General features: G+C 70.5%; 7 protein-coding genes, 5 pseudogenes and 2 CRISPR repeat arrays. Of the genes and pseudogenes, 4 read left to right on the forward strand and 8 right to left on the reverse strand.

Annotated elements, in window-relative coordinates; all coding sequences use genetic code 11:
- Nucleotides 1–241: 241 nt before the first annotated feature.
- Together ACGFWJ_RS19890 and paaK are read left to right on the forward strand one after the other, a co-directional pair.
- Nucleotides 242–361 (forward strand): annotated as a pseudogene (locus ACGFWJ_RS19890) (phenylacetic acid degradation protein PaaD); the annotation flags it as partial.
- Nucleotides 358–1,710: a phenylacetate--CoA ligase PaaK gene (gene paaK, locus ACGFWJ_RS19895; protein WP_392951187.1), complete on the forward strand. Its 1,353-nt coding sequence runs from the start codon at nt 358–360 to the stop codon at nt 1,708–1,710. The pseudogene ACGFWJ_RS19890 and the gene paaK, both read left to right, overlap by 4 nt.
- Nucleotides 1,711–1,985: 275 nt before the next feature.
- On the opposite strand, the pseudogene ACGFWJ_RS19900 reads toward paaK, so the two are convergent.
- Together ACGFWJ_RS19900 and ACGFWJ_RS19905 are read right to left on the reverse strand one after the other, a co-directional pair.
- Nucleotides 1,986–2,714, reverse strand: a pseudogene (locus ACGFWJ_RS19900) (putative Ig domain-containing protein); the annotation flags it as partial.
- Nucleotides 2,715–2,915: 201 nt separating this feature from the next.
- Nucleotides 2,916–3,626 (reverse strand): annotated as a pseudogene (locus tag ACGFWJ_RS19905) (serine protease); the annotation flags it as partial.
- Here ACGFWJ_RS19905 and ACGFWJ_RS19910 point away from each other — a divergent pair.
- Together ACGFWJ_RS19910 and ACGFWJ_RS19915 are read left to right on the forward strand one after the other, a co-directional pair.
- Nucleotides 3,625–3,813 (forward strand): annotated as a pseudogene (locus ACGFWJ_RS19910) (hypothetical protein); the annotation flags it as partial. The pseudogenes ACGFWJ_RS19905 and ACGFWJ_RS19910 sit on opposite strands and share 2 nt — an antisense overlap.
- A gap of 67 nt (nt 3,814–3,880) precedes the next feature.
- Entirely contained in the window at nt 3,881–4,054 is a 174-nt protein-coding gene (locus tag ACGFWJ_RS19915) for a hypothetical protein (protein ID WP_392951190.1), read from the forward strand.
- A gap of 9 nt (nt 4,055–4,063) precedes the next feature.
- Here ACGFWJ_RS19915 and ACGFWJ_RS19920 read toward each other — a convergent pair whose 3' ends face one another.
- The 6 genes and pseudogenes from ACGFWJ_RS19920 to ACGFWJ_RS19945 all read right to left on the reverse strand — a co-directional run bounded on the left by ACGFWJ_RS19920 (nt 4,064) and on the right by ACGFWJ_RS19945 (nt 11,557).
- Nucleotides 4,064–5,371, reverse strand: a complete 1,308-nt coding sequence (locus tag ACGFWJ_RS19920; protein WP_392951193.1) for a hypothetical protein — start codon at nt 5,369–5,371, stop codon at nt 4,064–4,066.
- A gap of 287 nt (nt 5,372–5,658) precedes the next feature.
- Nucleotides 5,659–5,784, reverse strand: coding sequence for a hypothetical protein (locus ACGFWJ_RS19925; protein ID WP_392951196.1), 126 nt, complete (start codon nt 5,782–5,784; stop codon nt 5,659–5,661).
- Between the two features lie 318 nt (nt 5,785–6,102).
- Nucleotides 6,103–7,086, reverse strand: coding sequence for a hypothetical protein (locus ACGFWJ_RS19930; RefSeq protein WP_392951199.1), 984 nt, complete (start codon nt 7,084–7,086; stop codon nt 6,103–6,105).
- A gap of 173 nt (nt 7,087–7,259) precedes the next feature.
- Nucleotides 7,260–8,321: a CRISPR direct-repeat array (repeat unit 29 nt; unit sequence CGGCTGACCCCCGCTCGTGCGGGGAGGAG).
- A 262-nt stretch (nt 8,322–8,583) separates the two neighbouring features.
- A CRISPR array of direct repeats spans nt 8,584–9,527; the repeat unit is 29 nt; unit sequence CGGCTGACCCCCGCTCTCGCGGGGAGGAG.
- Between the two features lie 482 nt (nt 9,528–10,009).
- The gene (locus ACGFWJ_RS19935; protein ID WP_392951201.1) at nt 10,010–10,276 is read right to left on the reverse strand and encodes a barstar family protein; all 267 of its coding nucleotides are present in this window, start codon (nt 10,274–10,276) and stop codon (nt 10,010–10,012) included.
- A gap of 129 nt (nt 10,277–10,405) precedes the next feature.
- Nucleotides 10,406–10,609: pseudogene (locus ACGFWJ_RS19940) on the reverse strand (CPCC family cysteine-rich protein); the annotation flags it as partial.
- An 822-nt stretch (nt 10,610–11,431) separates the two neighbouring features.
- Nucleotides 11,432–11,557: a hypothetical protein gene (locus ACGFWJ_RS19945; RefSeq protein WP_392951204.1), complete on the reverse strand. Its 126-nt coding sequence runs from the start codon at nt 11,555–11,557 to the stop codon at nt 11,432–11,434.
- Nucleotides 11,558–11,600 lie beyond the last annotated feature (43 nt).

Consider the following 11,600-nt stretch of genomic DNA (forward strand, 5'->3'; position numbering starts at 1 on the left):
GCAGTGACCGCGGACCGGGCAGGGCCCCAGGAACGCTTGGCGGTGTTTCCTGGGGACCTGTACTGCCGGTGAACGGTAGGTCGGACAGGCGAAGGACTGCGCGGACGTGGCGCATCGGGCCGAGGAGAACCACCAGGTTCGGCGACATGCGCTCACCTCTTGACAGGCACTGCCGATGCTGGATTACTTGGCCGAAATCGAGACAGTAACCGAATGTTCGGTCGGGCGACACGAGTGGCACGAGCGCACCGGATTCGGCCGCAGCGGCATCCACGACATCACCGTCCTGCGCGGCGACGAGGTGATCGCGGAGTTCCGCGGCCGCAGCCGCAGCCTCAAGGACGTGAAGGAGACACGATGAGCACGACCACCGGCACGACGCGTCCCGTCGGCGGGCCCCGGCGACTGGGCGACGCACTCCCGACCGGTCTGCGGGACGAGGGCGAGCGCCTGAACCCCGAGGAGCTGAAGGCACTCCAGCTCACCCGGCTCCGGAGCACCCTGGAACACGCCTACCGGAACGTCGAGTTCTACCGCCGTAAGTTCGACGAGGCCGGCGTCCGGCCCGAGGACTGCCGCACACTCGCCGACCTCGTCCGCTTCCCGTTCACCACCAAGGCCGACCTGCGCGACAACTACCCCTTCGGCATGTTCGCCGTCCCGAGGGAGGACGTTCGCCGGATCCACGCCTCCAGCGGCACCACCGGCCGCCCCACCGTGGTCGGCTACACCGCGAACGACCTGTCGATGTGGGCGGACATGGTGGCCCGGTGCATCCGCGGGGCCGGCGGCCGCCCCGGCGACATCCTGCACAACTCCTACGGCTACGGACTGTTCACCGGTGGCCTCGGCGCCCACTACGGCGCCGAACGGGCGGGCTGCACCGTCATACCGGCTTCCGGCGGCATGACGGCCCGCCAGGTCCAGATCATCCAGGACTTCCGGCCCAGGATCATCATGGTCACCCCCTCCTACATGCTGACGCTCCTCGACGAGTTCGAGCGCCAGGGCATCGACCCGCGCACCAGTTCCCTGGAGATCGGCATCTTCGGCGCCGAGCCGTGGACCGAGGAGATGCGCCGTGAGATCGAGGAGCGCCTGGACATCCACGCCGTCGACATCTACGGCCTGTCCGAGGTGATCGGCCCGGGGGTGGCCGGCGAGTGCGTCGAGACCAAGGACGGCCTCCACATCTGGGAGGACCACTTCTACCCCGAGGTCGTCGACCCCCTCTCCGACGAGGCGCTGCCCGAAGGCGACAGCGGCGAGCTGGTCTTCACCTCCCTCACCAAGGAGGCCCTGCCGATCATCCGCTACCGCACCCGCGACCTCACCCGGCTGCTGCCCGGCACCGCGCGGCCCGCCTTCCGCCGAATGGAGAAGGTCACCGGCCGCTGCGACGACATGATCATCCTGCGCGGCGTCAACGTCTTCCCCACCCAGATCGAGGAGATCGTCCTGCGCATCCCCGCCCTCGCCCCGCACTTCCAGCTGGAACTGACCCGGCGCGGACGCATGGACCACATGACCGTGCGTGTCGAAGCACGGCCGGACGCGACCGCCGACGAGCGCGAGGCCGGTGCCGCAGCCCTCGCCAAGGGCGTCAAGGACGGCGTCGGCATGACCGTCGGCGTTGATGTCGTCGACCAGGACACCCTGGAACGCTCGCTCGGCAAGCTGCGCCGGGTCGTCGACTCGCGGAAGTCGTGACCACACGTCCGGGACCCTGATGGCATGACCCGTCCTCCGTCCGACGGCGTCCCCGGCCCGGCGCCCCCGTCCCCGACCGGACCCCCGCCGAGGCCCGGCGACGGGGCCCGGCGACGGGGTTCGTTGGGTCGCTCGGCGTGGCGCGGGCCGCACCCCGTGCTGGGCGTGGGCCGCACCCCGTGCTGGGCGCCATGACACCCGGACCCCGCCGCGCTGAGGACTCAGCCCGGCGGATCCACCGGAAGCGTTCGGGTGGATCCGCCGGGCCGTGGGGCTCAGCTGGTCTGGATCGCGGTGTCGTCGATCACGAAGGAGGTCTGCAGCGAGGCGTCCTCGACGGCGTTGAACTTCACCGTCACCGACTGGCCGGCGTAGGCCGACAGGTCGATGGTCTTCTGGGTGTAGCCGGTGTTCTTGTCGAGGTTGGAGTACGTGGCGACCGAGGTGCCGTTCGCCGTGACGGTGAGCTTGTCGTACGCGCTCGACGTGGTGGTCTCGGCGGTGTCGATGTGCAGCCAGAAGCTCAGCGACGCCTTGCAGCCGGCCGGGATGGTGACGGTCTGCGAGATGCTGTCGGTGTGGCTGGAGCCGTAGCCGTCCATCCACGCCTTCCACGAACCGCTGTGCGCGGCCTGCGAGGCGGAGCTGTCGACCACGCCGGAGGTGGTGGTCCACGGGGCCGCGGTGCCGGTCTCGAAGCCCGCGTTGCCGAGGAGCTGCGCCGGGGTGCAGGTGCCCTGGTTCGTGGTGACCGTCCAGGAGAACGTGACGGAGGCGGTCTTACCGGCCGCGTCCTTGACGGTGACGGTCACCGAGGAGCCGCCCGCAGTGGTGGCGCTCCCGCTGATCAGGCCGGTGGAGGCGTTGATCGACAGGCCGGCGGGCAGGCCGGTGGCCGAGTAGCTCAGCGGCGCGGTGCCGCCGGACGCCTGGATCTGCAGGTTGACCGAACCGTTGACCGCAGTGGACTGGTTACCCGGGTTGGTCACCGACACGGCCGTGCCGGCCGGCTTGGTCAGCAGGCAGCCGCTGACGTTCAGGTCGATGACCCGGCCGGTGCCCAGGCAGGTGGTGAACCAGTAGGTCTCCTCACCGTAGCTCTGGCCCTTGGTGACGGTCGTGGTGCCGTCCGCGGCCACCTCGCACGGGTTGTTCATGGTGCACATCGCACCGTCGTCGTTGCCGGTGTTGTTGATGCCGACGACCTTCCTGCTGGCGGCGTCGACAATGGGCGAACCGGACGTGCCGTGCGTGGTGTTGCAGCCCGTGCTGTAGCGCAGCGAGTCGTGCCAGGTCCACTGGTCCTCGCGCAGGGTGCCGACGAACCCGTTGATCGAGCAGTTCCACACCTGCTTCCAGTACGAGGACGGTATGTACATCGAGGACCCGTCGACCGGGTGGGTGTCGCTGATCGTCAGCGCAGTCGCCCCGTACTTGGAGGTGACGGCGGCGAAGGTGTCGGTGAGCTGGTACAGCGCGACGTCGGTGCCGGTCATCGTCGCGTACAGCACCTTGTCCGCCTGGACGGTGCCGAGCGAGGTGCCGGAGGAGTCGAGCAGCGTGCCGCTGCGGCTGGCGCTCACGTTCTGGATGACCTGACCGGCCGACGGCATGGTGGGCAGGCAGTGGCCGTTGGTCAGCATCATCGCCCGGTCGGTGTCCACCGAGCTCGGGTAACGGACCAGCGAGGCGGAGCAGTTGCTCAGCGCGATGGTGGAGGTCAGGTCGCCCGCCTGAACGGCCTGCGCGGGAGCGGCACCGAAGGTCAGGGCACCCGCAACGACCGCGCCCGCGCCGAGCGCGGCGGCGAATCTCTTGAACATGGCTCTCCTCGTGGGGGATTGCGGACGTGCGACCGGTTGGTGCACGCCTGCGCCGCACGAAAATGCCATGGCCACTTCAATGCGGTCAACCATGTCGACGGAACTCGCAATCGAAGCCCTCCGCAGACGCCCCCGTCGGGCCGGACTTCTGACGCACCGTCAAATCGCGCATGACCGAAACCCGTGGCCGCGCGCCGAACAGCGGGTGGTCGTCGCCGTCGACGACAGCACCCGGCAGGTGGTCGGCGTGCACGTCGTCCGCAGCTACCCGCACCGCCGGGAGATCGGCTACATCCACGACACCTCGGTGCTCGCCGCGCACCGCGGGCGCGGGCTGGGCCTGGGGGGTGAAGGTCCGTCAGACGTGGCTGATCGCCGCCGAACGGCCGGACCTGGAGCTGATCTGCACCACCACCAGCACCCACATGACCGGCATCAACCACGCGCTCGGCTACGAGACGGCCCGGACGATGAACTGGGTCGAGACCACGACGGCGGGGCCGGTCGGGAAGCTGGCCTGAACGACCGGGTCACAGGCGGTGGACGGTGGAGGTCTCCTCCGCCCAGAGCCAATTCACCGGCTGGTAGCGCTTCTTGGCGGCGTTGCGGGCCTTGGCGATGCCGGACAGCGCGGCCTCGACGGCGGTGGGGAGGTCGGCGAGGTCGGCGGGGACGGGGACGCGCAGCACGAAGTGCTGCTTGCGGTGGGCGAGGAGGAGTTCGCCGGCAGGGGTGCAGTCGAGCAGGGTGAAGTGCACCAGCGGCTTGAACGGCTTGTCGGCGGTGGACACCCGGGCCCGCAGCGCTCCGTCGGCGGTCCAGGCGTACAGGCCGTAGCGGTTGAGGTGGAAGGCGCGGGCGCGGTACGGGTCGGCGGCGACGGTGAAGTCGAAACCGGTGAACGGGCTGTCGTTGTGGAGATGCAGGCCGCCGAGGCGGCCGCGGACCGTGCCCCGGTCGTCGAGCAGCGCGAAGCTGAATTCCTGGCCGCGGCTGCCGGAGCGGAAGGTGTGGCCGTACACCGGGACGACGAACAGGTCGTCGCCGAGCGCGGACGGCCGGGTCATGAACGACCGGTCGTAGCCGTAGAGGCTGCGGTGCGTCCCGGTGAGCTCGGTGAGGGCCTCGGCCAGCGACGGCGACGGGCGGTTGGCCCCCAGCACCGGCGCGTCCCCGAACACGACGTGCGACTGGGCGTCGGCACCGGTCTGACGGGGCGTCCGGGAGGCCAGCGTGGCGATCGCGCGCAGCTGCGGCTTGTGCCCGGGGGCGAGCACGTCGCCGGGCTCGGTGACGGCGACCAGGTTGAGGATCGCGCCCGCCCAGTTGTCCACCTTGTATTCGGAGGTCGTGCACAGCAGCCGCCCGCCGGGCGTGACCGCGACCGACGCGGCGAACGGGTCGCCCGCCGGCCCGTCCGCGAGCACGCCCGCTGTGGGCATCGGCCAGCCGGCCCGCACCTCGTCCAGCCCGGGGGAGACCAGGTGGGTGCTGCCCGGCCTGGTGCTCACCGCCAGCGAGCCGTCCGGGAGCACCGCCAGGTTCGCGTCGCTGCCCCAGCCGACGGCCCCCACCCGGCCGTCCGAGTGCTGCTCCAGCACGGCGGTGGCGACGGGCGTCCCGTCGGCGTCGTAACGGGTGATCATCCGCTCGCTGAAGCGGGGCACCGCCGGATCGCGGGGGTACCGGTCGTGCCGCCACAGGATGCTCAGCACGTAGGCGTCCCCGGCGGGGGTCGCCACCGCGTGCTCCGCCTTCATGCCCCAGTCGTGGGCCTCCGGGTCGAGGCCGTGGCGTCGGACCAGCGAGGCGGGCGCGGTAACAGGAAGCAGCGTCATGCCGGACATCCTTTCGGATGCCGCCGACAAACCTTCTTCGTTCTCACCTACGCAGCCACCCACACGCCCTCCTGCGCGGTGAGGGCGGTGGACCGAGGCAGGCTCCGAGTTTTTACAGATCGAGTCGTTTCCCTTGCCGGTGTCCGGCCCGTCGGGTGTGAACTGTGCGACCTCCGCTGTGTGGTCTGCGGTGGGGTGATGGGCAGGCGAGCGCCCTGGTTCTGCCCCGGTCGGATGTGGCTGTGGCCGAGGGGCCTAACCAGGGCGCTCGCCATCTGCCGTCAGCGCTACGGGAGTTGGCCGAAGTCGAAGACTGCGGTGACGGGAGCATGGTCGGACCAGCGTTCGGCGTGGGAGGCGGCCCGTTCGACGTAGGCCTCGGTGCAGGTGGCCGCGAGTTTCTGACTGGCCATCAGATAATCAATCCTCCAGCGGAACGACGCGTTTTCTGAAAGGGTCCACCCCATACCTGGGCGCGGCGAGCACGATCGAGCCGCACGCCTCCCGTCAGGAACACCTGCGGCGCTGACCACCGCGCGCATTACCGCGCTGCGCGGCTGTGCAGCAGCAGTGTCCGCCGTTCAAGGGGCTCGCCGAAGGCAGACCGGGCCCGCGCAGCCAGCCACAAGGCTCTTCGCGGCCGGGTCACGTACCCGTGGCGGAACAACACCAGGTGGTGGCAGGACAGTTGGCCCGGTGAAGTGGTCGACGAGGACGTGCAGGCTGAGGGGTCATCCGCCTCGCATTGGCTGCGGCCGACCAGCTCCGACCGCCGAACCCGGGATCCCCCCTGCAGTCGAAGCGCGGACGAGCACCAGCGCCATGACCGCCCCCGCCACCACTGCGGCGGCGTGCAGGACGGCCGCGACCGCGAGACTCTCCGGCGGCAACGTGTCGGCACGCTCTGCCAGCGCCACGTACGACGTGAGCGGCAGCTTCCACGCGCTCCAAGCGAACAGCGAGCCCGTTCCCAGCCAGCCGAACGTCAGGGGCACCCAACGGGGCAGCCGCACGAGGTGGCCTCGACCGACCGCCCAGGTGGCAGCGGAAGCGGTGAGCGCCCACAGTCCGCAGACGCCGTTCAGCAAGTGCCAGTTGGCGTCCCGCGCCGACGGGTGCGCAACACCGGCCGGACCGCCGGCCGCCCAGTAGAGCCAGACCGTTCCGACCGCCGCCCCGACGCCGACCGCCCACAGCACACGGCGCGGGCCGACCTCGCCGTTCCCGCCGACCCGGCCGGCGAACGCATCCGGCCAACGCCGTCGAAGGTATGCGGGCAGGGCGACCGCGAGGCCCAGCCCCATCCCCACGAAGCTGATCTCGATCAGCACCGCTTCCCAGCCCGGCATCGATTGATCATCGCTGCCACTCGGTTGCTCACCGTCCGACCCGCCCAACAGCGAGGCCAGGGCGGCATACGGCAGCATGGCCACGAGGAATCCCGAACCCACCCAGGCAGCGAACGCCACCAGCGGCCCCGGTATCCGCATTCCCCAGGGCCGCACGAGGGCGAGGGCCATGACGATCCCGGTGCCTGCCATGACGATGGTCACGGTGTTGAGCACCACCCAGCCGGCCAGGCCGAATCCCTCGCCGATCGGCAGGAGTCCGGCGATCGCGCCGACCACCCACGAGACCTTGATCAACAGATAGGGCGCCATCACCAGCGCCGCCCCGTACGCAGCCGGCCGACCCACCCGGTCCAATCGATCCACCGCGGGTTCCCTCCTCAGTCGTGGGAACCACACCTTCATCCACCGCCTCGCCCCGTCGCATCGTGCGCGGGTCGTACGGGCATCCTCCGCCAGGATGAGCCGAGACATGCGGGTCCCCGTGCGTTCCGGTGGCGATGGGCACCGCACCGAGAGCCGACATCGAACACCACAGCCGGCTGACCCCCGCTCGTGCGGGGAGGAGTTCGAAGCCGTCGCCGACAGTGGGAGGCCGGCTGACCCCCGCTCGTGCGGGGAGGAGCAGCGCAATGTCGCCGCTCCCGTCGAGGCCGGCGGCTGACCCCCGCTCGTGCGGGGAGGAGGGGCAGAGTGGCCAAAGTGTCGAACTGACTGCCGGCTGACCCCCGCTCGTGCGGGGAGGAGCGATGACCGAGGAACACCCCCGCCGACGACCGCGGCTGACCCCCGCTCGTGCGGGGAGGAGTCGTCCGCCTCCGGGCGCCGACCCCGCGCCCGCAGCTGACCCCCGCTCGTGCGGGGAGGAGTCGCACGTCCGGGTCCGCGGCCGGTCTTCCTGCGGCTGACCCCCGCTCGTGCGGGGAGGAGTTGCCATCCTGCCGCGCCTCGAACACGTAAAAGGGCTGACCCCCGCTCGTGCGGGGAGGAGGATGCCGTCCCCTGCAGGTAGAACGCGTCCGCCGGCTGACCCCCGCTCGTGCGGGGAGGAGCGGTCCGGGGTGCCCACCAGCACCGCCAGCCGCGGCTGACCCCCGCTCGTGCGGGGAGGAGGATGACCGGCCCCCGCCCCGCCGGCCCGGCCGCGGCTGACCCCCGCTCGTGCGGGGAGGAGCTGGCGACGTGCGTCAAGTACGGCGGGTACGGCGGCTGACCCCCGCTCGTGCGGGGAGGAGCCACCGACACCCACCTGCGCGAGGCCCGCGACCGGCTGACCCCCGCTCGTGCGGGGAGGAGGCCGGACACCCCGTCACCCGGGTGGGCCGGCCCGGCTGACCCCCGCTCGTGCGGGGAGGAGGACACCGCGCGCACCGTCGGCGCCAACATCACCGGCTGACCCCCGCTCGTGCGGGGAGGAGTTCGCCGCCGCAATCGCGCTGGCGGCCTCCGCCGGCTGACCCCCGCTCGTGCGGGGAGGAGTCGACTCCCCGAAACCGCGGGCCGAGCCCGTACGGCTGACCCCCGCTCGTGCGGGGAGGAGTGAGCCGGGTCGGGCCAGTGCGGCGGCGGGTTCGGCTGACCCCCGCTCGTGCGGGGAGGAGGCTTCGCGACCTGCAGCGTTATGGCGGCTTTGCAGTTTCTTTGCCATGTCCGGCTGTTGGTGGGGCTCAGACATCAAGGAGCGGTGCGCGGGTGCATCCTGCCGCGGCGGTACGACGCTGCAGCAGGACGATTCTGGTCGTCGCCCCAGGCACCCTCCTGCAGGCGCCCCTGCCGATAACCGGGAGGACAGTGCTGCGTGCACCAGGTCGCCGGCTGCCCCCACGCGAGCAGGGAGAACCCGCCGCACCGCAGCCGTCCGACTGGCAGACCCCCGCTCGCGCCGGGAGCACGAGGTGAAGACACGCATTGCCCGCGCGTACGACGGCTGACCCCCGCTCACGCGGGGAGGACCGTGGGTTCTCCCAGAGCCCCAGAATAGACAGCGGCAGACCCCCGCTCGCGTGGGGAGGAGAGCTGGGCGTCGTCCTCCATGACCAGCGTCAGCGGCTGACCCCCGCTCTCGCAGGGAGGAGGTCCAGCACGTCCGGTCGTCCGTGGAAGCGACCGGCTGACCCCCGCTCTCGCGGGGAGGAGGCCTGCGCCCTGCCCACCGGCGGCAGCTAGCACGGCTGACCCCCGCTCTCGCGAGGAGGAGGACCGGGGGCCGGCCGGGGGGCGTTCGGGGAGCGGCTGACCCCCGCTCTCGCGGGGAGGAGACCGCCGCCACCAGGCCGACCGCGCGGGCGACCGGCTGACCCCCGCTCTCGCGGGGAGGAGGTCGGGGTGGGCGGCGTACGGCAGGGCAAGCGCGGCTGACCCCCGCTCTCGCGGGGAGGAGTACCGCAAGCGCGGCGAGGGCCGGGGCGTCACCGGCTGACCCCCGCTCTCGCGGGGAGGAGCGTGGAACGAGGCCCGTTACGGCTCGGACTACTGGCTGACCCCCGCTCTCGCGGGGAGGAGCCCTCCGCCCTCGCGGTCGGCGCCCTGATCGCCGGCTGACCCCCGCTCTCGCGGGGAGGAGTGCCCCGGCACCGCGTACAGCAGCCGACCGTCCGGCTGACCCCCGCTCTCGCGGGGAGGAGGCCATCCAGGCCGAGATCACCAGCGTCGAGGGCGGCTGACCCCCGCTCTCGCGGGGAGGAGACGCTGCGCCCGGAAGTCGCGGGCGCGCCCAACGGCTGACCCCCGCTCTCGCGGGGAGGAGTCCATCACCGTGGCCGGCGAGGAGTACACCGCCGGCTGACCCCCGCTCTCGCGGGGAGGAGACTTCGCGACCTGCAGCGCTATGACGGCTTTGCAGTTTCTTTGCCATGTCCGGCTGTTGGTGGAGGTTCAGATACCAAGGAACGGTGCGCGGATGCATCCTGCCACGGCGGTACGACGCCGCAGCAGGACGGTTCCGGTCGTCACCCCGGCCGCCCGCCTACGGCCGCCCCTGCCGGCAACAGAGAAGACCTCGCGCTTCAGCAGTCGCCCGCCTCCGAATAGCCGACCCCCGGGGGAGGACATCGTGCAAGCCAGCCATCGCACGGACCGTGGCGACTGCCCCCGCTCGCGCAGGGAGGACGGAGAGGCGCCCTCGGGACGTCGGCGGGCAGGTGGCAGACCTTCGTCTTGATCTTCACGCCCGAGGACGAGCCTCACGACCTGCTGATCAAGGGCTGAGCGCCATCGTGTCCGCTACGTGCGGGCGTCGGTGCGCCCGAGTAGGCAGTCCGGCTGTCTGTCAGCAGTCGGCAATCCGGCGCTACCGGTCGTAGACGACGTTGAAGCCGTGCGTCTCCGCGTGGCATCCGGCAAACTGGCGGCGAAGCGCAGAAGCTGCCTGCGGTACTCGAAGTTCCAGCTCGGCCCAGTACGCGAAGCGCAGTTCGTCGGGCATCTCGATCAGACCGGTGATCGCGTCCCAGAAAGCGTCCCAGTTCATGCCGTAGAACGCAGGGAAGCCGAGTTCCCGCTTCACGAGGGCATGGAGATCGCGCTCATTGCAGACAGAACCGAGGTCGATCACCACACACCGATCCGCACCCGGCTCCGGCTGGTCGCATGGTCCCCAGAAGCTCGGGAGCCACCAGCACATCACTGACTTGTTGTCGGGCCAGGGGCGGGGCCCCACCTGCTCCTGGTCGTCCCTTGTCCCGGGTCAGGTCGATGGGCGCCATGCTGGATCAACGGGTTCGTCTTCGAGGGGCGGTCGCACAAAGCGACGGCCGTGGTGATCGCAGGCTCCGTAGGCTTGGAAGTTCTCCTGGACTTCGACGAGCGAGACGCGATTCGCACCGCCAGGCATCAACGGCCAGCGGAACTGCTGTGCGTCGTCTTCCCAGAAGCAGACCGGACAGATGGCGAACGAGCCGGGCCACCCGTCGTCGAGGTCAAAGACGAGGTGACCGCAGCAGGGGCAGGGCCGGCGGGTATTTGCCGGTGCAGTTTGGTCCGGAGAGCTGGCCCGTGGCGACCTGGTTTTCGGGAAACGATCACCAGCCGCTCAGGAAACGATCTTCGATCGGCTCGGTACGCCGCCGGTCAGCACCACTCGTGAACATCCCGGGAGGACGGGGCGCGGCTTCGCCATGCCCTCTACCTCGGCGGCTGACCCCCGCTCGCGCGGGGAGGACTCGGCGGCGGATTCCACTGCGGCATCCGCCGACGGCAAGCGCTCGCCAGGGGAGAAGCCCTGCAAGACGTCGGCAAGGCCCCGCCCGTGCGGGCTGGTGCCGCTCGCGCAGGAAGGGGCTCCCAGAAGCGCACGGCCGAAGCCTCTTGTGTGCACCTGCTGGCACGAGCTCGACCGGTGATTGATTGCCGCCTGTGCAAAGTCCGACACTCAAACGAGTGGCGGACGATGAACTCGGATGACCTCCGCTTGCGCGGAGAGAAGGTTCTCTGACCCTTGCTGCTTCGCACAGAACGGGCAGACCAACGCGTGAGCGATGACGACAGAAGGTTATCGCAGTCGTAAGGTTCTGTGCGAAGCGCAAGGGTTTTGGTTTCGCAGGCCGAGAGGCCAAGTTAAGGGGCCCATGGGCGGGGAGATCGCTTTAGCACGTACGGTTGTGGAGTGACTTCGTCCAGTCCGCACAGTCCCACAGGGGGCACCTGTCCCGGGCGCACCGGATGGGGCCCGAGAGCCGCCGTATGTTGATTCCAGGGCGGCCCTCGGGGATGTTCACTGAAGGTGCTGGTACACCATCTCAGTGAGGCAAATCAGGTAGTACGCGACGGCCACCACCGGATATCCGGTGGTGGCAGCCTGTTGGACCACCTCCCACAGGCGCGTGAGCCAGTCGGTCACGGCACCCTCCTTTCCCTGTCGTCGCGGTTTCCCATCCAGGTGT

Source organism: Kitasatospora sp. NPDC048407, from assembly GCF_043200475.1.
Taxonomy (GTDB): Bacteria; Actinomycetota; Actinomycetes; order Streptomycetales; family Streptomycetaceae; genus Kitasatospora.

What these genes read in the sequence shown, in the direction of transcription:
- paaK (WP_392951187.1), top strand. Translation starts at nt 358, where the DNA reads ATGAGCACGACCACCGGCACGACGCGTCCCGTCGGCGGGCCCCGGCGA.
- ACGFWJ_RS19920 (WP_392951193.1), bottom strand. Translation starts at nt 5,371, where the DNA reads ATGACGCTGCTTCCTGTTACCGCGCCCGCCTCGCTGGTCCGACGCCAC.
- ACGFWJ_RS19925 (WP_392951196.1), bottom strand. Translation starts at nt 5,784, where the DNA reads ATGGCCAGTCAGAAACTCGCGGCCACCTGCACCGAGGCCTACGTCGAA.